Source organism: Cryobacterium sp. M15 (assembly GCF_002929675.1).
Taxonomy (GTDB): Bacteria; Actinomycetota; Actinomycetes; order Actinomycetales; family Microbacteriaceae; genus Cryobacterium; species Cryobacterium lyxosi.
The window spans coordinates 1-21,186 of sequence record NZ_PJJW01000040.1; the positions used below are offsets into that span (position 1 = coordinate 1).

Sequence of the window (21,186 nt, forward strand, 5' to 3'; positions counted from 1 at the left end):
AAGACCATCTAACCCAGTGTCGGTGTCGCTATCGCTTCCGGTGCCGTTGAGGGGTGTGGTGGGTTCGAACCGTGGCGTGCGAGACCGGGCTGACAGGTAGGTGTCGAAGAGGGTGTCCATGATGCCGCGCAGCTCGGGGGTGACGTCGGCGCGCAGCGGGTATAAGCCGTGGCGCAGCAGCCCGAACGTCAGCGTGCTTTTCGCTTCGACGGTGTCGTCGTTGGGGGCGGTGCCGTCGGGATCGAGCCGGCCCTGCCACTCCACGGCTTGCGCCCGCAGCAGGTCGGGCGTGAAGCGGATGCCGGCTCCGGGTAGTCCGGCAGTTTCCGGGGTGATCGCCCCGGTCGCGGAGGCGACCAGGGCACGTTCCACACGGTCGAGGTCGTCCTGCAGCACTTTTCCGTGCAGCGCGGTCAACGTGCTGGCGATGATCTCTGCCGATTCCAGGCCCAGGTCGCCGCTGACCAGTGCTTCGGCGGCGACGGGGTACCGCGCTGGCACGGGCAGGCCCATCGGCGTGCGTTCCACGACGGTCTCGCCCAGCTTGAGGCGCCGTTGAGCTTCGCGGCTGGAGATGCCGGCGAGTTGGGTGATGAATTCAACCCGGTTACGGCATCCGTGTTGGTAGGCGAGGGACCCGTTGCCACGGTCGGTCTCAGCGCGCACGCCGATGTCGGCGGTGGCTCGTAGCCTGACACCATCGACCTTGCGGCCCAAACCCTCTAGAGCCACCATGACCGCGACAGCTTCGCTGTCATCGAGCTGCCCAAACTGCACCCCATCAAACGCCAAAGCCAGAATCGCACCGGCCTTTGCAACGGCCGCAACCCGAGAACCCTCAGGTTCCGGCACGGAGCCAGTTGCAGTGGGCGGGGCGGTGAGGGTCATGGCGTCAGTGCCTCCTTCACCCCCAACTATAGCCCGAATCGACCACTAAAGCGAGTAAATCTCAGCATAAAAATGATGTCAGATCAGAAGTTTCTTCTCATCTTCAAGAAGGCAAAAACTCGTCGTTTTAGTGGCCCAACGCAACTACTTTCGCATTCTCGAGAACAGTGGCCGGAAGGGGATCGTTTGGTTTACCGTGCCGACAGAATGTCGTCGCCTTCGCTGCCCATCTGCCAGGTGCGACCAGCCATATTTCTTGAATTGGGCGGGAGCACCATTTCTCGAGGATTGCTAGATTTAGGTATGCGAGAACTCCAGGCGCGAATCATCGCCGAACTCAACGTGTCACCCACTATCGACCCGGCCGCTGAAGTGCGCCGTCGGGTGAAATTTCTCAAGGAGTACCTGAAACGCACCGGCGCACAGGGCTTCGTGCTCGGCATTAGCGGCGGCCAGGACTCCACCCTCGCCGGCCGCCTTTGCGCCCTGGCGGCAGGCGAACTGACCGAGGAAGGGCATCCGGCCACCTTTGTGGCAGTGCGCCTGCCGTACGCAGTGCAGCGGGACGAAGTGGATGCTCAACTTGCTTTGAAATTTATCCGCCCGCCCTCGCAGGCTACTTTCAACATTGAACTCGCCGTCGATGGATTTGAAAGTGAATTCCTGGCGAGCCTCGAGGTGGCTATGACGGACTTCACCAAGGGCAATATCAAGGCTCGCTCACGCATGATCGCCCAATATGCCGTGGCCGGTCAGCTCGGCCTGCTCGTGGTCGGAACCGACCATGCTGCCGAAGCTGTGACCGGATTCTTCACCAAGTACGGCGACGGCGGCACCGACATTCTGCCCTTGACCGGGCTGACCAAACGCCAGGGCCGCGCCCTGTTGATGGAGCTGGGTGCGCCCGAACAGCTTTATCTGAAGGACCCCACCGCTGACCTGCTCGACCACACTCCCGGCCAGACCGATGAGGCCAACCTCGGTCTTCAGTACGAGCACATCGACGACTTCCTCGAGGGCCGGTCGGTCGAAGATGAAGTGGCCGAGGCCATCGAGGCACGCTATCTCAGCACCGAGCACAAGCGGCGCGTACCTGCGTCATTGTTCGACACGTGGTGGCACTCGTCGCCGACGCGGTAAACAAAACACGAGCCGGTCAGCGCTGAGAAAGCGCCGACCGGCTCGTCGGTTGTCTGAGAAGAGCGACTATAGGGTGGGGGCCGCCGAGGAGCGCGTGAGCGGGTCGGTGCCGCGCACCTCGAGCTTGTTCACGTCATCCAAAAGGCGCTGGGTTTCGGTCGAAGCGTCCGAAGCCGTCGAAGCGGACGAAGCAGTTCGGTTGACGACCGCCGGTGTGAGCGGCGCGGCCCGCATCGGAGTGGGCGCCGAATCGGTTGGGTTGTACTGGTCGTGGTGCTGCTGGGCCACCCACGCTTCCTGCTCTGCCAGCAGGCTCTTCTCGGTGGAGGAGTTCTGCAACTTCCATCGGTCGAGATCGCCCTGAAAAATCTTGCGTGCGCGGGCGGGCTTGTTTTGCCATTCGATCAGTCGGTCACGAAACTCCACCAACGCCGGCTCCAGCTGGTATCCGAACGTGGCGGAGGTGCGCTTGAGTTCGTAGAGTTCGTGGGCAGCCCAGTTCGCGGCGATTCCCGATCCGCGAATTGGCAGCAGCCGTACCTGAATATCGGCCTGGGCGACCGCTCGGTCGCTCATGACTTGTTCCTGCGGTGTGAGCGAATTCCACACGGATGCCTCGGTGGCGGCATCGACGAGGGTCGCGATAGCAGCCACCTTGATCTCGCGATCGCGCTGGGTAATGAGCCGTTTGATGGCTCCGCGCGAGATCAACGCGGCCAGCACGCTGGCAATGACGATCGCGCCGATGAACACGACCGCAGTGAAAATCATCGGTTGGGTGTTGACGTCGGTAAACCAGGCTACGAAGTTATTCCACCATTCCATGTGCAGGATTTTATCCGTGCCGAACCCTGTTCTCTGGGATCAGACGCGGCGTGCCCTCAGGCAAGTGCACTCCTTGCCCTCACGAGGGTGTACTTCTTAGTGCGTTACTAGCGAAAGCAGTCCACCGCATCGTCGATGCGACAGAACTCGCCGAGGTCTCGGGTGCGGGTCGCGAAGACGATTCTCCGGGCGCTATAGCGGTTGCCGTCGACATCGACGTGGTGTTCGATATACCCGATGACAGCGCCGGCTGGATCGACAATGCGCCACAGCCCGTCGCGCACGAGGATGAAGTTGCGGCCACGCACCGTGGGAAGTGCCGTTGCGGGGCGTGCTGTGATGGAAATTGCTGTGCGAAGAATCGGTGCGATGAGAGTGGTCATTTGTGCGCCTCCGTAATAATGCCGCAGTATCCCAGCCGCCCTGGGTGTTTTTTGAGCGTACGGGCGACCACCGACATCCGCTTTAGGCGAACAGGCGGCGTGAATGCCGGTTCGACCGGAGGCTGCAGCAAGCAAAGAGTTATACTGATACGGTGCAAACTTTTGTGGTCGCAGGTGGATGTTTTTGGTGTCTCGATGCCGTGTATCGGGTCTTACGCGGAGTAAGCGATGTCGTGTCGGGGTACACCGGCGGTACGACAACCAACCCGAGCTATGAAGCGGTCTGCACCGGTCATACCGGTCACGCCGAAGCCGTCGCGGTGACCTTCGATCCCGATGTCATTCCGGCCAGCGTGATTCTTGATGTATTTTTCACCCTGCACGACCCCACCCAGCTCAATCGCCAGGGTAACGATGTGGGTACCCAGTACCGGTCGGCAATGTTCTATACCGACGACGCGCAGAAGCAGCTGTTTGAAACGGCCCGCGATCGCGCGACCGAATGGTGGGGTGCCGGCATCACGACCACGATCGAGCCGCTTGGCGAGTACCACGAGGCCGAGGACTACCACCAGGACTTCTTCACCAAGAATCCCGGACAGGGCTACTGCATGGCGGTCGCCGTGCCCAAGGTCAACAAGATTCGCAAGTCGTACTCGGAGTACCTGGTCAGCTAGTTCCTCCTCCACAGTCGTTTCGCTACCCCGTTCTCCACTGATCGTGCGCAGCGTGCGCCGCGGCGTTGTTCCGAGCGGCACACTCACAGTGTGCGATCCGGGAACGGCAAAGAATGGCACGAGTTGCCGTTTCCGGGTCGCTTGCGCCGGGTGTTCGCTCGGCGGCTTACGTGCGAGTCCTCACGCGCTGACCGTGCCGGGAGAAACTATGAGCGACCACATCACCGTATCCGGAATCATCGGCACCGTCCCCCGCCGCAGTGTGGGCAAAAACGGCGCCCCGATCACGTCCTTTCGACTGGCCTCCCGCCAGAGTCATCTGGACCGCGCGAAAGATGAGTGGGTTGAGGACGAGAGCAGCTGGTACTCCGTCACGACATTTCGCCAGTTGGCCACAAATGCGGCGTCGTCGCTCAGTAAGGGCCAGCACGTCATCGTGAGTGGCCGACTGGTTATTCGCACATGGTCCAACGCCGAAAAATCCGGAATTGACGTCGATATTCTGGCCGACGCTCTCGGACACGACCTCACTTGGTACACCACGACGCCGGTGCGCAGCAATGCTTCCTCCAAAACCCCTGCCGAGCAGACCAGGCCAGAACAGGTAGAGCCTGCAGAGTCCGCCGAATCAGCCACCGCGTATGAAGCGGAAAGTAGGCAGATCGACCGTTCCGACGACGGCTTTGTTCCGATCGACATCGACGCTGATCAGGATGCGTATGCCCGTTTAGACTCGTAGCATCGTCCACGTGCGTGGACTGGGGGAGGCAAATCTTGGGCGTGGCGAAACCAGCATGGCAGAGTGTGGGTGCGAAAACAGCGCGGCGACGTGCACGCTGCCCGCGGTTCGCGCTGGGTATGGTGAGCGCTGGGCTGCTCCTCGGGGTAAGCCTGACCGCGTGCACCGGCGTCCCAGCAAAACCCCCCGCTAACGACACGGCGCCGTCCAACTCCGGTGCGCCCGAGCCGTCGGCCACACCGGCGCCTGACGCGACGCTCGTGCCCGACGGAACCGCGGCCGAGAACCTGGTGTACTTCAACTTTCTCGCCGCCGCCGTCACCAAAGCCAACCCCGCAGCCGACGGACGCGCCTACATCGATGCGCTCGTGGCCGGCGGGTTCGACCGCGCCGCAATGGAGGTGACCTTTGATCGAACCCAGGCCGACCTGGCCGCCGACTCCATCCAGTTCTCCGTACGCTTCGCCGGGGAATGCCTGATCGGCCAGATCGGGCCGGCCAGCAACGGCTTCCACAGCGTGGTCGCGCCAATTTTGTCGACCGGTTTGTGTCTTGTTGGGTCCACCCGGCAAATAGACTGGTAAACACTATGGCCGAATTTATTTACTCAATGGTCCGCGCTCGCAAGGCGATCGGCGAAAAGCTGATTCTTGACGACGTCACCATGTCCTTTTTTCCCGGCGCCAAGATCGGTGTGGTCGGCCCGAACGGTGCCGGAAAGTCCACCATCCTCAAGATCATGGCGGGCCTGGACACCCCCAGCAATGGCGAAGCGAGACTCTCCCCGGGCTACACCGTCGGTATCCTGATGCAGGAGCCGCAGCTTGACGAGAGCAAGACCGTGCTGGAGAACGTGCAAGAGGGCGTCGGACCGATTAAAGCCAAGGTCGACCGCTTCAACGAGATCAGCCTCGCCCTCGGCGAGCCCGACGCAGATTTCGATACGCTGCTCGCCGAAATGGGCGTGCTGCAGGAAGCCATCGATGCAGCGGATGCCTGGGACCTCGACTCGCAGCTGGAACAGGCCATGGACGCCCTGCGCACCCCGCCGGGAGACTCCGAAGTCTCCAACCTGTCCGGTGGTGAGAAGCGCCGGGTGGCCTTGACCAAACTGCTGTTGCAGAAGCCTGACCTACTGCTTCTCGACGAGCCCACCAACCACCTCGATGCCGAGAGCGTGCTTTGGCTCGAGCAGCACCTCGCCAAGTACCCGGGCGCTGTGCTCGCCGTCACTCACGACCGGTACTTCCTCGACCACGTGGCCGAGTGGATCGCCGAGATCGACCGCGGACACCTGTACCCGTACGAGGGCAACTACTCAACCTACCTCGAGAAGAAGCAGGAGCGTCTGCTCGTGCAGGGTAAGAAGGACGCGAAGCTGTCGCGTCGTCTCGCCGACGAACTTGAGTGGGTGCGTTCCAACGCCAAGGGCCGCCAGGTGAAGTCGAAGGCGCGACTGGCTCGCTACGAAGAGATGGTCACCGCCGCCGAAAGCACCCGCAAGCTCGACTTCGAAGAAATCGTGATTCCGGTCGGCCCGCGCCTCGGCGCCCAGGTGATCGACGCAACCAAGCTGGAGAAGGGGTTCGACGGGCGCATACTCATCGAGAACCTCAGCTTCACCCTGCCGCGCAACGGCATCGTCGGCATCATCGGCCCGAACGGAGTGGGAAAGAGCACCCTGTTCAAAACCATCGTCGGCCAGGAACCCCTCGACGGCGGCGAGCTCAAGATCGGCGAAACGGTGGACATCTCCTACGTCGATCAGGACCGTGGCGGCATCGACCCGAACAAAACCCTGTGGGAGGTCGTCTCGGACGGCCAGGACTATATCCAGGTCGGCAAGACCGAGATTCCGTCGCGCGCCTACGTGTCGACCTTTGGGTTCAAGGGTCCAGACCAGCAGAAGAAGGCCGGTGTGCTCTCCGGCGGTGAACGGAACCGCCTGAATCTGGCGCTCACCCTGAAGCAGGGCGGCAACCTGCTGCTCCTCGACGAGCCCACTAACGACCTGGACGTTGAAACTCTCGGCTCGCTCGAGAACGCGCTGCTCGAGTTTCCCGGTTGCGCCGTGGTGATCACTCACGACCGGTGGTTCCTCGACCGGGTGGCCACGCACATCCTCTCCTATGAAGGAACGGATGACAACCCGGCCAACTGGTATTGGTTCGAGGGAAACTTCGAGTCGTACGAGCAGAACAAGATCGAGCGGCTCGGCCCGGATGCAGCCAAGCCGCACCGCTCTGCGTATCGCAAGCTCACCCGCGACTAAACAGAACAGGTAAATCTGGTGAAGCTGCACGTACCGATTCGCCTGCGTTGGTCCGACCTCGATGCTTACGGCCACGTGAACAATTCTGAGATGCTTCGCCTGCTCGAGGAGGCGCGCATCCTGGCGTTCTGGGTGACCGAAGACGACGGAGCGATCGGAGCGAGTACGGCCGTGCTCGACGGTCGCCCCGGGGCGTCGACCCTGACGTTGATCGCGCGCCAGGAGATCGAATACCTCGCGCCGGTGCCCTACCTGCGCCAGCCCCTCGACGTGAGACTCTGGCTCGGCAAACTCGGCGGTGCCAGCCTCGATGTCTGCTACGAGGTATACAGCCCGGAGGGCGTCACACCCGAGGTTCTGTACGCCCGGGCGAACACCACCATTGTGCTCGTCGACGCGACGAGCGAACGCCCGCGCCGCATCAACGACACGGAGCGGGCGGCCTGGACGCCGTACCTCGATGCACCGATCGAGTTCGCGCGGCGGTGATAATCGCCGCACTCTGCGGCTAGAGTTCCCGTAATACCGGTACTACTGAACCACACACGCGTTCACCGCGTGTTAAGCAGGGGAGGTACTTATGGCCGATGAGCGCGCCGAACTCTTGCAGGCACTGCACGATGAACACGCACCGCTTTTGTGGCGCTATGTCGTACGGTTGACGCAGGATCCGGCCTTTGCCGATGATGTGGTGCAGGAGACGCTGCTTCGAGCGTGGCAGCGCCCTCGCCTGCTCGATCAGACCGAAGTGTCTGCGCGCGCGTGGCTGTTCACGGTGGCCCGAAACCTGGTGATCGATGACCGGCGCTCGGCCCGTGCCCGCCATGAGATTCCCACCGACCAACTGCCCGAGGTGCCCACCGACGATCAAACCGATGCCTTGCTCGATGCCTGGCTGGTCGCGGACGCGCTGCACGATCTCTCTCCCGACCACCGGGCGGTCATTGTCTGCGCATATTATCGAGGCCAATCCGTGGCCGAGACTGCGCGCGACCTCATCATTCCCGAAGGCACCGTGAAATCGCGGCTGCACTATGGACTGCGAGCCCTGCGACTCGCACTGCAAGAACGTGGAGTGACGGAGCGATGAACACTCCAGCAGATCTATATGCCGATTGGGACGGCGCGTATATGCTCGGCGCCCTGTCACCGGGCGACCGCCGGGACTACGAACGGCATCTCAACGACTGCGTCGCCTGCAGCCAGGCGGTCGCGCACCTCGTCGGCTTGCCGGGGCTGTTGGCCCAAGTCCCACTCGATCAGGCATTGCAACTCGGCCCGTCCACCGAGACGTCCACCGAGACCAGAGCGGATGCCGCGCACTCCGCCACCCTGTTGCCCCGCCTGGTGCAGGCGGCGCGGGCCAGTGTCCGGCGCGCCCGTCTGCTCGCCGCCGGAGCCGTGGTCGCGGCCGCTGCGATCGCGGCATCCGCTGCCCTCGTCGTACCGGGGTGGCTCGAACAGTCGGGCGCGAGCGTTACCGCACCGGCCGTGGCTATGGCCGCGGTGGTTCCCAGCCCGCTCACCGCATCCTTTCGCCTGGCCGGCGAAGACTGGGGCACCCGGATCGACGCGAACTGCAGCTATGCCACGAGCGCTAACGATTTCGGTCCGCAGGCCTACGCCCTGTTCGTGACCGACCGGGACGGGCAGGAGACCCTCGTCGCCAGCTGGATCGCTGGTCCCGGAAGCACGATCACCGCTACCGGCACCACGAGTGTGGCGGAGAACGATATCGCCAGTGTGGATATTCGCTGGATGCCCGACGAGCGGGTGCTGTTGGAATCCACACCGACCTGGTAGGTGCTCGAGTTACTCGAGGATGATGGGGACGCGCAGCATGCCCTCCTGCGCAACGGTGGCCAGGAGCACGCCGTCGCGGCTGAAGATACTGCCCGTGGCCAGGCCGCGGCCGCCCTGAGCGCTCGGTGAATCCTGCACATAGAGCAGCCATTCATCGACCCGACCGAAACGGTGCCACCACATGGCATGGTCAAGGCTTGCGACCTTGAGGCCGGGGGAAGACCAGGCGATGCCGTGCCGACGCATGATCGGCTCCATGATCGAATAATCGCTGGCATAGGCCAGGGCGGCGCGGTGCAGATCGGGGTCGTCGGGCAAAGGAGAAAAAGTCTTCATCCACACGGCTTGGCGAGAGGTGTGCTCACCGTTCACCTTGAGGTAGATCGGTGAGGGGACATGCCGCATATCGAAGGGGCGCTCGCTCGCCCAGTAACGGGCCACCGAATGATCGATGTGTGCAAGCGCATCGGATGCCGTTGGCAGGCTCTCCGGGTCGGGGATATCCTTCGGCATCTCGATGTGGTGCTCCAGGCCCTCATCGGCGTCCTGGAACGAGGCGATCATCGACAGGATGGGCACGCCCTCTTGGTAGCACTGCGTGCGGCGGGTGGAGAACGAGCGACCATCGTGAATGCGCTCGACCGAGAAGGTGATCGGCGCTTTGACATCGCCGGGACGCAGAAAATAGCCGTGCATGGAGTGCACGTGGCGTTCGTCGGGAACGGTGCGCATCGCGGCGACCAGCGATTGGGCCAGGACCTGCCCGCCGAACACGCGGCCAAGCGGCATCCACTGGGACGGACCGGTGAAGATATCTTCGCTGGTGCGGGCACCGGTGTCGGTCAGATCGAGAACGGCCAGGAGGCCTTCCATCGGCTTGTGCATGCTGTCTCCTCGGGCAAGTTCGCGACCGCGGCACGCGGATGTTTCGTATCTTGGTAGTTTAGGAGGTGATGAGCCAGTCATTCACTCTTACCGATTCCCAGTCCCTCAGCGATTTGATCGTGTTTCTCTCACGATCCGGCCGCGTCCTCGATGGTTCCGTGCGTCTCATGGCGTCCGAGGGCGTTCTCGCGGTCTACACCGCCATTTTCTATCCGCGCGGTCTGCTCGACGCGAGCCCGACCGTGCTCGGGCTGCGCACCTTCGCCCTGACGGAGCCGGTCGACCTCGACAAGGTCGTGCCGGTGCGGTCCCTGCTAGAACGCCTCAAACGCCTCGAATCCACCGCGCGTGACCTCACCGTGCCGGTGGTCGTGACCGTTCCGCTGGAGGTGAATACCGTGACCTGGACCGGCATCTCGCCGCCGAAGGGCGGCTGGGAACCACACGGCCAGACGCCGGCATCTCACCTCGAAGCGGCCGCTCGGAAGGGCATCGACGAGGTTGCCGCCGCCGTGCCGGAGGGCACCGGAGAGTTGATCGTTGAACGCGTGCGCTCTGAGGTCTGGGGCCGTCAGGTCGATGGGCTCGAATTCGTACCGACCGGGGCCGGTTTCGCAGCCTTCAGCCTGGGCTTTCTCGCCGACGACGAACCGGTGCACCTGTTCGAGTCGGGCCTGTGGACCCGCCTCAGCACGAGTCGCGGCCACGTTTTGGTGCGACGCAAGCCGTGGACTCTCAAGGCCTGACCGGCTAGAGGCTGCACTGTCGGTCGCGAGGACTCGATGGTGGCGGACTGCCGCTGTCGGCCGTCACCGGACGGCCCACATCATGGATTCTCCACAGGCCGGCGGCCTTGGTGGTATCTACGCCGTAACCCGCTTGCATCCGAAGTCACCACAGCAGCGACAGGGGCTGGTGCGTTGGATGCCCCTAGGCTGTGGGGCATGCCGATACTGTTGCAGCTCGATTCGTCCGCCGACCTCGTGACCTCGCGCTCGCGTGCGATTACGGCGACTTTCGCGGATACCTGGCGCGGTCTGAGCAATGAACACACCGTCGTTCACCGTGATCTGCACCGGGAACCGTTGCCCCACCTGACCGATGCCGCGCTGCACTTTCCAGCACGGCTCCGCCCGGAGGGCGCGCGCCCCAGCGCGGAGCAGGAAACGCTGCAGCAGCTCCTCATTGCGGAACTTGTCGCGGCCGACGTGCTGTTGATCGGTGTTCCGCTGTACAACTACTCGATGCCGTCGACCCTGAAGGCGTGGATCGATTACATTCACCTGCCGACGGTGACCGCTCCGTTCGACGACCCGACCAGTCAGCAGCCCCTCGCTGGTCGCCCGGCCGTACTCGTTTCCACTCGCGGCGCGGTCTACGACCCGGGAACCTCCACGGAGTTCGACGATCACGCGCTACCGGCGCTGACCCTGATTTTGGCGAATGCCTTGGGAATGACCGTCGAGACGATCGTGGCCACCCGCACTCTCAGCGAACGGTTCGGTGCGCCCGCCGACGAGGTCGACACGCAACACGAAGAGCTGGCCGCGGCGCACGAGTCCGCTGCCCGGGCCGCCCGCCGTCTGGGCTGACGGACGCCGCGACGACGTGACGCTGAGTGCAGTCGGCGTACATCCAGGGCTGCGCCGCAACGTCGCCTTCTGGCAGGCCGTGCTGTTGACCGGTACCGGCGCGGTGCTGGGCGGAATCCTCGGCCTGCTGGGGCCCACCAAGCTCGGGCTGGTCGGTCTGCTGCCTTTCGCACCGCCGTGGCACCAGGTTGCCCTGCTCGTTCTGGGGTTACCCGTGATCATCGCGGTCGGCAGCTGGATCCTCGCCCGTCCGGCCGAATTCGAAGAGCGTCTGCAGCGCACGCTGAACTGATCCTGGTCAGGATGCTGCTGGCCGACACCGCTCACGTTGATGCGTTGCATGGCGACGATTGCGGCCTGGCAGGCCTGCCCACCTGCGTCGCCCAGCGCGCTTACTTGGCGGCGAGCAGGCGCGCAACGCGGGGCTTGACCTCGGTGGCGAGCAGGGTGATGGACTCGAGCAGGTGTTCCTGGGGGAGCCCACCGTGGTCGCCCTGCAGAAAATGACGCATGTGGCCGAGGTGCCTGTGCAGCGCGACAATGCGTTCCGCGACGTCGTCAGGGTCGCCCACGAAGTAGGCGCTGGGTGCATCGACCTGAGCCAGATAGGAACTGCGCTGCGGCACCGGCCAGCCCCGCAACCGACCCATCTCCACGTTCAAGTTCACCCAGCCCGGATACATCCGCTCGACGGCTTCCTTCTTGGTCGGGGCCACCAGGCCGAAGGTCGCCACCGAGACCTTGATGTTGTCGCCGGTGTGGCCGGCCTGCGCAGCTGACTGCCGGTAGAGGTTGGCGAGGGGCGCGAACCGGTGCGGCTCTCCGCCGATGATGGCGTAGGCGAGGGGGAGACCGAGGCGCCCAGCACGAGCCGACGACGGCGCGCTGCCGCCGGTCGCGATCCAGATGGGGAGTGAGCCCTGCACCGGGCGCGGCACGACGTCGAGCTGGGGGATCGACGGACGTGCGGTGCCCGACCAGGTCACGTTTTCGGTGGCGCTGGTGTTGAGCGTGAGGAGCAGGTCGAGCTTCTGGGCGTAGAGCTCGTCGTAGTCGTTCAAGTCGTAGCCGAACAGCGGAAAAGTCTCGACCGAGGAGCCGCGGCCGGCGGTGATCTCGATTCGGCCACCGCCCGAGATCGCATCAGCGATGGCGAACTGCTGGAAGACCCGCACCGGATCATCCGTTCCGATGATGCTCGCCGCGCTGCCCAGTTTGATCTGACTCGTCGCGGCGGCGGCCGCTGCGACGATCGCACCGGGCGAGGAGGCTGGCATCGAGACGGTGTGGTGCTCACCGACACCGAAGTAGTCGAGCCCGGCCTTATCGGCCAGCACGATGGCGTCGAACAGGTTCCTGATCGCTTCCGCGGTGGAGCGTGAGCTGCCGTCGGGGTTGAGCTGAGTGTCGCCGAAGCTGTAGGCGCCGATCTCCATGGTGTTCTCCATTGTGTACGGGATAGTGAGGCGGCGTCCGGGAACGGGCGCGCCTTCTGGTGCAGAAACCCTCCGACGACCTCACGCGTCGTGCGCGAGTCGCCGTAGCTAGTTTCGCGCCTCTGTTGCCAATTCGCGCAGCCCTGTGGACAGGATGCGCGCGTCGCCCGGAGCGTGTGCGGGCTCTCGTTCTCGTGTCCGTGACGATGACACGCAGAAGCGATGTTGACTGGCTCTTCCGCGAGACTGGACGGGTACACCCAAAGTATATACAAAATGTATCAAAATAGTAGTATTATGCGGGTATGGGTTCACTGTTACAAATTCGGAACGTGCCCGATGAAGCGCGCCGGGCGCTGAAGGCCAGGGCCGCAGCTCAAGGCGAGTCCCTCAACACGTATCTGCTCGATCTCGTTTCCCGAGAGGTCGCTCGTCCGACGGTCAGTGAGGTACTCGAACGCGCAGCCCGTCGAACGGAACACGCGCAGGCGTCCGCGCTCGAGGCGCTCGCGGTCGCACGAACGGAGCGCACTGGCGAGGTGCAGGACCGGTCCGGCGCGTGATCGTTGTCGACGCCGCCGCTGTGATTGATGCGTTGACCGCGGTCGCTGGTACCGATGGTCTACGCTCCCGCCTGGCAGCTGAAGAGCTGCATGCGCCGAGCCTGCTCGATTATGAAATCGTCTCCGCCTTACGCGGCCTCACGCTGGGCGGGCACCTGAGCGCGGCTCGGGCGCAGGACTTGTTAGTCGACTTCGAAGATTTGCCGATCCGACGGTGGCCCTCGGCTGAACCGCTGCGCCGGCGGGCGTTCCAGTTGCGCGACACTGTTTCGGCCTACGACGCTGCCTACATTGCTTTGGCCGAAGCGCTGCGTTGCCCGCTGCTCACCCGCGACGCACGATTGGCCCGAAGTAGCGGGCACAGTGTGCGGATTGAAGTGCACTAGCGGGCATCAGCTGCTCACGCGGATGTCTGTCGGTACCGCCGCGCCCTAGTCTTCGAAGCTGTTCACCATCGCGAAGGCGGCGCGTTCCATATAATCCCAGAGAATTCCCCGCTGCAACGGTGGCAGATTGGCGGCGTCCACGGCGACTTTCATATGGCCCAGCCAGCGGTCGCGGGCATCCGGGTTGACCTTGAACGGAATGTGACGCTGACGCAGACGCGGGTGGCCGCGCTGCTCGCTGTAGGTTCCTGGACCGCCCCAGAACTGCTCGAGGAACATAACCAGGCGGTGTTCGGCCGGTCCGAGATCTTCTTCGGGATACATGGGCTTCAGCACCGGGTCGGTGGCTACCCCGACGTAGAAGTCGTGCACGAGCTTTTCGAAGAACGGGGTTCCGCCGACCTCGTCGAAGAAAGTGGGCACTGCGGCGGGACCGTTCTCACCCTCGCGCAGGTACACGTCGGCACGGCCTGCAGGCTGATCGGTGGGGTGTCGTTCAGTGGTCACGTGGTGCGGCTTTCTTCTGTTGGGTGGGTTCAGTGTCAGTCAATGCCATCCCCACGAACTTCAGGGTCGGGCGTCTTCATCGGAGCCGGAACATTTTTGGGCTTGCGCGGCCCACGGGGCTTGCGTACCGCGACCGGGCCGGTGCGCACGCCGGCGACGGCGTCGGGTACGGCCGCAGCGGCCTCTTCGGCGGCATCGAGGGCGCCATCGGCCGGTTCACTGGTCGACCCCTCAAGGGTACCGTCGCCGGTGGTCATGACCACGCTGTTGAGCGGCGTGAGTGGCACTCCCATACCGTCGAGGGCCTTCTTCATGTGCAGGCGCAGGTCACGGGCGAAGTCCCACTTGGCCGAGACCCGGGTCTTGACCACGAGCCGGGTCACGAGGGCTTCGGCGCTGATCGACTCGAGGCCCCAGATCTCGGGCTTTTCGAGAATGAACGCGCGCCACTTGCGACTTGAGGCGAGGGCAGTGGCCACGCGCAGCAGCTCGTCTTGCACAGCCTCCACGTCGGAACTGTAGGGGATGGCGAGGTCGATGATGACGCGCGCCCAGCCCTGCGACATGTTGCCGACCCGCAGAATCTCGCCGTTGCGCACGAACCAGAGCGTGCCATCGATGTCGCGTACCTGAGTGATGCGAATTCCGACCGTTTCGACGACACCGGATGCGAATCCCACGTCGACGATGTCGCCCACGCCGATCTGGTCTTCCACGACCATGAACAGGCCGTTGAGAATATCCTTGACGATGTTTTGTGCGCCGAAACCAAGGCCGGCGCCGAGCGCGGCGGTGAGCAGAGCGAAGGAACCGAGAATGTCCTTGTTCAGGGTCGTGACGATGAGCAACAGGGCGGTGATCAGGATGAACACGTTCACGATGTTCGCCAGCACTGCCCCGAGGGTGCGTGAGCGCTGGACAACGCGAACCGCCGCGAGCGGTGACACATTGAGTGCCTGGGTGTCGTCGACCTTCTGATTCTTCTTGACGCCGGAGACGATCTGCTGCACCACGCGCCGAATGACGAACTGCAGAACCCAGCGCAGGGCGAAAGCGATGATGATGATCATCGCGACAGCGAAGGCTTTTCCTCCATAGTCGGCCCAAGCTATTTGAGCGAAGTGGGCGCCGAGGTCAGTCCAGAAGGTGTTCCAGTTCATATCCAGACCAGTCTACCGAGAGGCCGTTTGTGGAACCCGGGAAGTGACCCCGGCCACGGTATCGACGCCTGCGACACGCGGTCGCCGCAGACCGGTCTCGGCACCGCAGGCAGTGGCATCCTCTCGGTAATCGTGGAGTTTGCTGTGAACCTCACGGGATGCGTGAAGCCCGCGGCCAGTGGTCGGCTGGCTGCGGGCTTCATGGTGTTCCCTGCCGACGGCTAGTCGGCGTCGCGCGCCTGTACCTTCAGCGATCGCTCGACTCCGGCCAGGTTCTCGACCACGAGGCGGCGAAGCGCTGCCGGCTCCGGGTTCGCATCGAGCCAGGCCCGGGTCGCGTCGGCGAGGGCCTGGTTGTTTAGCGGCGCCGGGTAGAGACCGATGACGAGCTTCTCGCCGATCGAGAAGCTACGCGCCTCCCACACGCGCTGCAGCATCTCGAAGTAGGTCGCGACAAACGGCTCGAGCAGGGCTGCGTCGTTGACCCGCAGGAACCCGGCGGCCGTCGTGCGCACGATGGTCGTCGCTGCCGTGTCAACGTCGATGAGTGACGACCAGGCGGCGAGCTTGCCGTCGGCGGTGGGGAGGGCGGCCCGAGCCAGGGCGGCCGACTGGGCGCCGGTGGCCGTGTTGTCGGCCGTGAGCGCCGCGTCGATCTCAGTGGCGTCGGCGCGTCCACCGGCCACAAGGGCGGTGAGCAACTCCCAGGCCAGGTCGGTATCGACCGTGAGGCCCTTGAGCACGGTGCTGCCCGACCGCAGGGCAGCTACGTTCTCGAGGTCGGCTGGGTTGGTCGCAACGGCGGCGAAGAACTTCACGAACTGGAACTGGGCGTCGCTGCCGGCCACAGCATTCTGGGCCAGCGTCCACAGTGCCGCGGCGACCTCGGTCGTGACGGCAGCGCGGTGTGGCTGGCCGACGTAGTAGTTCGCTGTGAGGACGACCTGGCCGAGTACGGTGCGCAGCGTGGTTGACTCGGTTTCGGTGGCCACGTTGTTCAGCACCAGGCGCACGAAGTCGCGCGCCGTGGTTTCAGCGTCGCGGGTGGCGTCCCAGACCGAACCCCAGACCAGAGCGCGGGCGAGCGGGCTCTCAATGGCGGAGAGATGTTCCAGCGCCACCGCCTGCGAGGCCGGGTCCAGGCGAACCTTGGCGTAGCTGAGGTCGTCGTCGTTGAGCAGGATCAGGTCGGAACGCTGGCGACCGACGAGGGCGGGGACATCCGTTCGCGAGCCGTCGACGTCGAGCTCGACCCGGTGCGTGCGCACGAGCTTGTGGGCGTCGTTGAAGGTGTAGAAGCCGATGGCCAGGCGGTGCGGGCGAATGGTGGGGTAATCGGCTGCGGCGCTCTGTAGCACCGTGAAGCCGGTGATGACTCCGGCCTCGTCGACGGTGATCTCGGGGCGCAGGGTATTGACGCCGGCGGTTTCGAGCCACAGCTTCGCCCAGTCGCGAAGGTCCCGGCCGCTCGCCGCTTCGAGTTCCACGAGCAGGTCGCGCAGCTCGGTGTTGCCCCACTGGTGCTTCTGAAAGTAGGAGCCGACGCCGGTGAAGAACGCCTCGATACCCACCCAAGCGGCGAGCTGCTTGAGCACGGAGCCGCCCTTGGCGTAGGTGATGCCGTCGAAGTTGACGAGCACGTCGTCGAGGTCGCGGATGGTGGCGACGACCGGGTGGGTCGAGGGAAGTTGATCTTGCTTGTAGGCCCAGCTCTTCTCCATCACGGCGAAGGTGGTCCAGGCTTCGTGCCACTCGGTGGCTTCGGCGGTGGCGATGGTCGATGCCCACTCGGCGAAGCTCTCGTTGAGCCAGAGGTCGTTCCACCAGGTCATCGTGACGAGGTCGCCGAACCACATGTGGGCAAGCTCGTGCAGAATCGTCACAACCCGGCGTTCCTTGACGGCGTCGGTCACCTTGGAGCGAAAGATATAGGTTTCGGTGAAGGTGACGGCGCCTGCGTTCTCCATGGCGCCGGCATTGAACTCCGGCACGAACAGCTGGTCGTACTTGTCGAAGGGGTACGCATATCCGAACTTCTCCTCGTAGTAGGCGAAGCCCTGGCGGGTCTTCTCGAGGATGTAGTCGGCGTCGAGGTACTCCGAGAGGCTTTTGCGACTGAACACGCCAAGTGGGATGGTGCGTCCGTCGCTTGAGACGAGTTCGCTGCGCACGACGGCGTACGGGCCGGCGATGAGCGCGGTGATGTAGCTCGAGATGGTGTGGGTGGGCGCAAACGCCCACGTGCTGGCGCCGTTGCCGGCATCGATGGGTTCGGGCGTGGTGGAGTTGGAGACGACCTGCCACTCGCTCGGCGCCGTGACGGTGAAGGAGAATTTTGCCTTCAGGTCAGGCTGCTCGAACACCGCGAACACGCGGCGGGAGTCGGGTACCTCGAACTGGCTGTACAGGTAAACCTCGTTGTCGACCGGGTCGACGAAGCGGTGCAGGCCCTCACCGGTGTTGGTATAGAGCGCGTCGGCGACGACGACGAGCTCGTTCTCGGTCTGCAGGCCGTCGAGCTGGATGCGGATTCCGTCGCTCACGACGGCCGGGTCGAGCACGGCACCGTTGAGGGTCACCGAATGCACCTGCGCTGTGATGGCGTCGATGAAGGTCGAGCCGCCGGGGGTGGCGTTGAAGCGCACCGTGGTGGTGCTGCCGAATGTGGTGGGGCTGGTAGTGAGGTCGAGTACAACGTTGTAGCTCGCTACCGTGACGAGCGCGGCGCGCTCGGACGCTTCCAGGCGGGTGAGGTTCTCTCCAGGCAACTTAATTCTCCAATTCGATTCACGATTCGATTCGCGACGGATTCCATTTGGAACGGTGCAGCTTCGGCGCTCGTGGCGCCAACGCACCCCGCAAGCCTAGCCATGATTAGGATGTGGGCATGAGAGCGAGCACCGATCCCGGCGTCGCGACCGCTGAACGCTACCGGGCCTTCGCCGAGGTTGAAGCCCGCGGAATGAGCACCTGCTACGAACGCTGGGCCGCTGGGGTTGCGGCTGATCCTGAGATCGTGACCCTGATCGATCTGCTGCCGCCGGTCAAGCGGCAACCGAACCTGGTGTTCAGCGCGGCCCGGTTGCACGGGGCTGTTGCCGGGGAGTACCCGGCTTTCGCGGCCTGGCTGCGCGAGCACTGGGCGCTCGTCGCCGCCACCTGCCTGACCCACGCCACCCAGACCAATGAGCCCGGTCGGTGCGCTGCGTTGTTACCGGCCCTGGCGGCGCTCGCCGGGCCGCTCGCGATAATCGAAGTGGGGGCATCCGCCGGTCTCTGCCTGCACCCCGATCGGTACAGCTACCGGTATCGGTCTGCTGATGGCGGCGAGTGGATGCTGCACCCGACCGACGGCCCCAGCCCGGTCGTTCTGGACTGCGCCGTCACCGGCCCGGTGCCGCTGCCCGAGCGGATGCCCGACATCGTGTGGCGGGCCGGAATCGACCTTCACCCGCTCGACGTGCACAGCGACGCGGACGTGGCCTGGCTCGAGGCGCTGATTTGGCCGGAGCACGACGACCGTCGCTCCCGGCTGCGCGCCGCGGTTGCCGTGGCCCACCAGGAGACGGTCGAGATCGTACCGGGGGACCTGAACGACCAGATCGAGGCGCTCGTCACCCGGGCACCGGCCGAGGCAACGGTTGTCGTGTTCCACACCGCGGTGCTCGCCTACCTGAACGAGCGGGACCGCAATCGGTTCGCCGCGCAGATGACCCGACTGCCGGTGCGCTGGCTATCGAACGAGGGGCAGAGTGTGGTGCCGGGGGTACTGGAGCGGCTTGGAAAGGCTCCGGCGAAGGAATCCGCTTTCATTCTTGCCCTGGACGGCGAGCCAATTGCCTTGACCCAGCCGCATGGTCGCAGCCTGCACTGGCTCGGGTGACTCGGCGGGCGGCTCGGTCGACGGCCCCGCTGACAACGGCGCCGCGCTACCGGTCGCCCAGCCGAAGGATGCGGATTGGAGCTGCTCGCCGATTCCGATGACGTGGTCGGTGATGGTGCCGAGGATACCCTCCGGCAGCACGATGGTGGCCGTCGCTACGACGGGTCGTTCCAGAAAGGTGATTCCGGCTCCGGCTCCGGCTCCGTCATTGGTTTGCACGAACGAGAGCACCTGTCCGCGCAGCACGCTGTGCTCGATCATGCGTGCGCGCAGGTGCTCGAGAAAACCGGTGACCGTGTGCGGCGACTCGGCCATGATTTCGAGCTGGGCCGTGTTACGCCCGAATTGCGGGTTCGATACGCCCCGAAGCGCGGCCGGATCGGAGCCGACCAACGCGGTCAGGGCGATGTCCGCGTCGACGAGTCGATGATCCAGTCGCCGACGGCCCGATGTTACCAGGCGCCGGGCTGGTAGTCCTTGAGGAAGACGCCGTAGAGGTCTTCGCCGGCCTCGCCGCGCACGATCGGGTCGTAGACCCGGGCTGCGCCGTCAACCAGGTCGAGCGGCGCGTGAAAGCCCTCCTCGGCCAGGCGCACCTTGGTCGGGTGTGGCCGTTCGTCCGTGATCCAGCCGGTGTCGACGCTCGTCATGAGAATGCCATCATCGAGCATCTCCTTGGCGCTCGTACGCGTGAGCATGTTCAGCGCTGCCTTGGCCATATTGGTGTGCGGGTGGCCAGGGCCCTTATAGCCGCGACCGAAGACGCCCTCCATCGCTGACACGTTCACAATGTAGGTACGACGGGCAGCGGATGCCGTGAGCGAGCCGCGCAGACGGCTCACCAGCAAAAATGGTGCGGTCGTGTTGCACAGCTGAACTTCGAGCATCTCGAGCGGATCGACGTCTTCGACGTTGGCCGTCCAACTGTTCACGTCGTGCAGGTCGGGAACAAGCCCGCCGGCGTCAATGGCGGTGCCGGCGGCAAGACGCTCCAGTGACGAAGACCCGGCGGCGAGAGCCAGCCGGGTAAGGTCGTCCGCTGTGAGCGCGCCGGCGCCGGACGCGGCCGCGAGCAGCGGATGCCCGGAGACCGACGCAGCCAGGGCGAGCGGGTGCGCATCATTGGTGTGCCCGAACGACACGATCTCGGGCAGGGGACCGTCGGGCAGCGGAGCATCCTCGGCCTCGACCAGGGGGGAGTACGAGCCGCGCGAGCGTCGCACGGTCTGCGCTGCATTGTTGATGAGAATGTCGAGCGGACCCTGGGCAGCGACGGAATCAGCCAGGGCGATCACCTGGGCCGGGTCGCGCAGATCGATTCCGACGATGCGCAGGCGGTGCAGCCAGTCCTTGGAGTCGGGCATGGCGGCGAAGCGGCGAACGGCGTCGCGCGGAAACCGGGTCGTGACGGTGGTGTGGGCGCCGTCGCGCAGCAGGCGGAGTGCGATGTACATGCCGATCTTGGCACGGCCGCCGGTGAGCAGTGCGCGTTTGCCGGTGAGGTCGGTCCGAGCGTCACGCTTGGCGTGACTGGAGAGAGCGCAGCTCGGGCAAAGCTGGTGGTAGAACGCGTCGACCACGGTGTACTTCTGCTTGCAGATATAGCAGGCGCGCGGAACAAGCAGCTCACCGGCGGTCGCCGCGCTGGTACCGAGGGAAAGCTGGGCGCCCCGGGTCTCGTCGTCGATGCGGGTGGGCGCGCCAGTGGCGGTGGCCGCGATGACGCTGCGATCGGCGTCGGCGATGACCGCGCGTTTCTCGATGCGACGCACCATCTTGACCGACTTGAACATCTTGGCAGTGGCCTGGCGCACGGTGACGAAGTCGGGGCTGTCCGGATCGATGTCGGCCAGGGAGGCGAGCACGCGGAGGGTGACGGCGAGATCCTGTGGATCGATTCCAGCGAACTCGGTAGCCGGTGCTGCCGACTCGGCGGCGGTAGTGGGCGCGGAAGTCATTAGAGAATCCTACGCGGACCGACTGGGATCATCTGCGTCAGCGAAACGACGGCGCCCGTACGAAAAGCCCATTCGAACGCACTCCGACC

Annotated in this window: 25 protein-coding genes; 16 read left to right on the forward strand and 9 right to left on the reverse strand. The window is 64.5% G+C overall.

Translation table 11 applies throughout. The features are described from left to right. A partial coding sequence (locus CXY83_RS13160) for a DUF222 domain-containing protein (RefSeq protein ID WP_146069935.1) occupies positions 1 to 888 on the reverse strand: 888 nt, incomplete at its 3' end. Between the two features lie 303 nt (positions 889 to 1,191). Here CXY83_RS13160 and nadE point away from each other — a divergent pair. Then, positions 1,192 to 2,028: an ammonia-dependent NAD(+) synthetase gene (nadE, locus tag CXY83_RS13165; RefSeq protein WP_104197800.1), complete on the forward strand. Its 837-nt coding sequence runs from the start codon at positions 1,192 to 1,194 to the stop codon at positions 2,026 to 2,028. Positions 2,029 to 2,094: 66 nt separating this feature from the next. Here the strand turns inward: nadE and CXY83_RS13170 are convergent, their stop codons facing one another. Beyond that, a complete protein-coding gene (locus tag CXY83_RS13170; protein ID WP_104197801.1) occupies positions 2,095 to 2,853 on the reverse strand; it encodes a hypothetical protein in 759 nt (252 codons plus the stop codon). Between the two features lie 107 nt (positions 2,854 to 2,960). Beyond that, positions 2,961 to 3,236, reverse strand: coding sequence for a DNA mismatch repair protein (locus CXY83_RS13175; RefSeq protein ID WP_104197802.1), 276 nt, complete (start codon positions 3,234 to 3,236; stop codon positions 2,961 to 2,963). A 152-nt stretch (positions 3,237 to 3,388) separates the two neighbouring features. On the opposite strand from CXY83_RS13175, the gene msrA reads away from it, so the two are divergent. The 7 genes from msrA (at position 3,389) to CXY83_RS13210 (ending at position 8,727) form a co-directional block, all read left to right on the forward strand. Further along, positions 3,389 to 3,913, forward strand: a complete 525-nt coding sequence (gene msrA, locus CXY83_RS13180) for a peptide-methionine (S)-S-oxide reductase MsrA (RefSeq protein ID WP_104197803.1) — start codon at positions 3,389 to 3,391, stop codon at positions 3,911 to 3,913. A gap of 208 nt (positions 3,914 to 4,121) precedes the next feature. Further along, entirely contained in the window at positions 4,122 to 4,652 is a 531-nt protein-coding gene (locus CXY83_RS13185; RefSeq protein ID WP_104197804.1) for a single-stranded DNA-binding protein, read from the forward strand. A 65-nt stretch (positions 4,653 to 4,717) separates the two neighbouring features. Then, complete coding sequence (locus CXY83_RS13190; protein ID WP_233200946.1) at positions 4,718 to 5,236, forward strand: hypothetical protein; 519 nt, start codon at positions 4,718 to 4,720, stop codon at positions 5,234 to 5,236. Positions 5,237 to 5,241: 5 nt separating this feature from the next. Further along, positions 5,242 to 6,924 carry an energy-dependent translational throttle protein EttA gene (gene ettA, locus CXY83_RS13195; RefSeq protein ID WP_104197806.1) on the forward strand — a complete coding sequence of 561 codons (1,683 nt, stop codon included), beginning with the start codon at positions 5,242 to 5,244 and terminating at the stop codon, positions 6,922 to 6,924. An 18-nt stretch (positions 6,925 to 6,942) separates the two neighbouring features. Continuing rightward, positions 6,943 to 7,413, forward strand: coding sequence for a thioesterase family protein (locus CXY83_RS13200; protein ID WP_104197807.1), 471 nt, complete (start codon positions 6,943 to 6,945; stop codon positions 7,411 to 7,413). A gap of 91 nt (positions 7,414 to 7,504) precedes the next feature. Then, positions 7,505 to 8,014, forward strand: a complete 510-nt coding sequence (locus tag CXY83_RS13205; RefSeq protein ID WP_104128928.1) for a sigma-70 family RNA polymerase sigma factor — start codon at positions 7,505 to 7,507, stop codon at positions 8,012 to 8,014. Then, entirely contained in the window at positions 8,011 to 8,727 is a 717-nt protein-coding gene (locus CXY83_RS13210) for a zf-HC2 domain-containing protein (protein WP_104197808.1), read from the forward strand. Before CXY83_RS13205 ends, CXY83_RS13210 begins: the two co-directional genes overlap by 4 nt. Positions 8,728 to 8,736: 9 nt before the next feature. On the opposite strand, the gene CXY83_RS13215 is transcribed toward CXY83_RS13210, so the two are convergent. Further along, positions 8,737 to 9,612: an acyl-CoA thioesterase II gene (locus CXY83_RS13215; protein ID WP_233197926.1), complete on the reverse strand. Its 876-nt coding sequence runs from the start codon at positions 9,610 to 9,612 to the stop codon at positions 8,737 to 8,739. A 68-nt stretch (positions 9,613 to 9,680) separates the two neighbouring features. On the opposite strand from CXY83_RS13215, the gene CXY83_RS13220 reads away from it, so the two are divergent. From CXY83_RS13220 to CXY83_RS13230, 3 genes are all read left to right on the forward strand, one after another. After that, complete coding sequence (locus CXY83_RS13220) at positions 9,681 to 10,358, forward strand: hypothetical protein (RefSeq protein WP_104197809.1); 678 nt, start codon at positions 9,681 to 9,683, stop codon at positions 10,356 to 10,358. A gap of 198 nt (positions 10,359 to 10,556) precedes the next feature. Next, positions 10,557 to 11,204 (forward strand): FMN-dependent NADH-azoreductase, encoded by a 648-nt coding sequence (locus CXY83_RS13225; protein ID WP_104197810.1) that lies wholly within the window; start codon positions 10,557 to 10,559, stop codon positions 11,202 to 11,204. 16 nt (positions 11,205 to 11,220) lie between these two features. After that, positions 11,221 to 11,496: a hypothetical protein gene (locus CXY83_RS13230; RefSeq protein WP_104197811.1), complete on the forward strand. Its 276-nt coding sequence runs from the start codon at positions 11,221 to 11,223 to the stop codon at positions 11,494 to 11,496. 100 nt (positions 11,497 to 11,596) lie between these two features. Here CXY83_RS13230 and CXY83_RS13235 read toward each other — a convergent pair whose 3' ends face one another. Continuing rightward, a complete protein-coding gene (locus CXY83_RS13235; protein ID WP_233200948.1) occupies positions 11,597 to 12,652 on the reverse strand; it encodes an LLM class flavin-dependent oxidoreductase in 1,056 nt (351 codons plus the stop codon). Between the two features lie 293 nt (positions 12,653 to 12,945). Between CXY83_RS13235 and CXY83_RS13240 the strand changes: the two genes are divergently transcribed. Next, entirely contained in the window at positions 12,946 to 13,203 is a 258-nt protein-coding gene (locus CXY83_RS13240) for a hypothetical protein (RefSeq protein ID WP_104197813.1), read from the forward strand. After that, positions 13,200 to 13,589 (forward strand): type II toxin-antitoxin system VapC family toxin, encoded by a 390-nt coding sequence (locus CXY83_RS13245; RefSeq protein ID WP_104197814.1) that lies wholly within the window; start codon positions 13,200 to 13,202, stop codon positions 13,587 to 13,589. The genes CXY83_RS13240 and CXY83_RS13245 overlap by 4 nt, the downstream gene beginning before the upstream one ends. A gap of 45 nt (positions 13,590 to 13,634) precedes the next feature. Here the strand turns inward: CXY83_RS13245 and CXY83_RS13250 are convergent, their stop codons facing one another. Beyond that, entirely contained in the window at positions 13,635 to 14,042 is a 408-nt protein-coding gene (locus CXY83_RS13250) for a globin (RefSeq protein ID WP_304466254.1), read from the reverse strand. 89 nt (positions 14,043 to 14,131) lie between these two features. Further along, the gene (locus tag CXY83_RS13255; protein ID WP_104197815.1) at positions 14,132 to 15,256 is read right to left on the reverse strand and encodes a mechanosensitive ion channel family protein; all 1,125 of its coding nucleotides are present in this window, start codon (positions 15,254 to 15,256) and stop codon (positions 14,132 to 14,134) included. A 27-nt stretch (positions 15,257 to 15,283) separates the two neighbouring features. Between CXY83_RS13255 and CXY83_RS13260 the strand changes: the two genes are divergently transcribed. Further along, positions 15,284 to 15,481, forward strand: coding sequence for a hypothetical protein (locus CXY83_RS13260; protein ID WP_104197816.1), 198 nt, complete (start codon positions 15,284 to 15,286; stop codon positions 15,479 to 15,481). Here CXY83_RS13260 and pepN read toward each other — a convergent pair. After that, positions 15,478 to 18,024, reverse strand: coding sequence for an aminopeptidase N (pepN, locus tag CXY83_RS13265; protein ID WP_104197817.1), 2,547 nt, complete (start codon positions 18,022 to 18,024; stop codon positions 15,478 to 15,480). The genes CXY83_RS13260 and pepN overlap by 4 nt on opposite strands. A gap of 119 nt (positions 18,025 to 18,143) precedes the next feature. Between pepN and CXY83_RS13270 the strand changes: the two genes are divergently transcribed. Together CXY83_RS13270 and CXY83_RS13275 are read left to right on the forward strand one after the other, a co-directional pair. After that, positions 18,144 to 19,139: a DUF2332 domain-containing protein gene (locus tag CXY83_RS13270; protein ID WP_104197818.1), complete on the forward strand. Its 996-nt coding sequence runs from the start codon at positions 18,144 to 18,146 to the stop codon at positions 19,137 to 19,139. A gap of 75 nt (positions 19,140 to 19,214) precedes the next feature. After that, positions 19,215 to 19,613 (forward strand): hypothetical protein, encoded by a 399-nt coding sequence (locus tag CXY83_RS13275; protein WP_104197819.1) that lies wholly within the window; start codon positions 19,215 to 19,217, stop codon positions 19,611 to 19,613. Here CXY83_RS13275 and CXY83_RS13280 read toward each other — a convergent pair. After that, positions 19,592 to 21,097 (reverse strand): SDR family oxidoreductase, encoded by a 1,506-nt coding sequence (locus CXY83_RS13280; RefSeq protein ID WP_104197820.1) that lies wholly within the window; start codon positions 21,095 to 21,097, stop codon positions 19,592 to 19,594. The two genes, CXY83_RS13275 and CXY83_RS13280, sit on opposite strands and share 22 nt — an antisense overlap. Between the last annotated feature and the right edge of the window lie 89 nt (positions 21,098 to 21,186).

What these genes read in the sequence shown, in the direction of transcription:
- CXY83_RS13210 (WP_104197808.1), top strand. Translation starts at nt 8,011, where the DNA reads ATGAACACTCCAGCAGATCTATATGCCGATTGGGACGGCGCGTATATG.
- CXY83_RS13235 (WP_233200948.1), bottom strand. Translation starts at nt 12,652, where the DNA reads ATGGAGAACACCATGGAGATCGGCGCCTACAGCTTCGGCGACACTCAG.
- CXY83_RS13225 (WP_104197810.1), top strand. Translation starts at nt 10,557, where the DNA reads ATGCCGATACTGTTGCAGCTCGATTCGTCCGCCGACCTCGTGACCTCG.
- CXY83_RS13170 (WP_104197801.1), bottom strand. Translation starts at nt 2,853, where the DNA reads ATGGAATGGTGGAATAACTTCGTAGCCTGGTTTACCGACGTCAACACC.
- CXY83_RS13185 (WP_104197804.1), top strand. Translation starts at nt 4,122, where the DNA reads ATGAGCGACCACATCACCGTATCCGGAATCATCGGCACCGTCCCCCGC.
- CXY83_RS13240 (WP_104197813.1), top strand. Translation starts at nt 12,946, where the DNA reads ATGGGTTCACTGTTACAAATTCGGAACGTGCCCGATGAAGCGCGCCGG.
- CXY83_RS13270 (WP_104197818.1), top strand. Translation starts at nt 18,144, where the DNA reads ATGAGAGCGAGCACCGATCCCGGCGTCGCGACCGCTGAACGCTACCGG.
- CXY83_RS13220 (WP_104197809.1), top strand. Translation starts at nt 9,681, where the DNA reads ATGAGCCAGTCATTCACTCTTACCGATTCCCAGTCCCTCAGCGATTTG.
- CXY83_RS13205 (WP_104128928.1), top strand. Translation starts at nt 7,505, where the DNA reads ATGGCCGATGAGCGCGCCGAACTCTTGCAGGCACTGCACGATGAACAC.
- CXY83_RS13280 (WP_104197820.1), bottom strand. Translation starts at nt 21,097, where the DNA reads ATGACTTCCGCGCCCACTACCGCCGCCGAGTCGGCAGCACCGGCTACC.
- CXY83_RS13255 (WP_104197815.1), bottom strand. Translation starts at nt 15,256, where the DNA reads ATGAACTGGAACACCTTCTGGACTGACCTCGGCGCCCACTTCGCTCAA.
- nadE (WP_104197800.1), top strand. Translation starts at nt 1,192, where the DNA reads ATGCGAGAACTCCAGGCGCGAATCATCGCCGAACTCAACGTGTCACCC.
- ettA (WP_104197806.1), top strand. Translation starts at nt 5,242, where the DNA reads ATGGCCGAATTTATTTACTCAATGGTCCGCGCTCGCAAGGCGATCGGC.
- CXY83_RS13215 (WP_233197926.1), bottom strand. Translation starts at nt 9,612, where the DNA reads ATGCACAAGCCGATGGAAGGCCTCCTGGCCGTTCTCGATCTGACCGAC.
- CXY83_RS13175 (WP_104197802.1), bottom strand. Translation starts at nt 3,236, where the DNA reads ATGACCACTCTCATCGCACCGATTCTTCGCACAGCAATTTCCATCACA.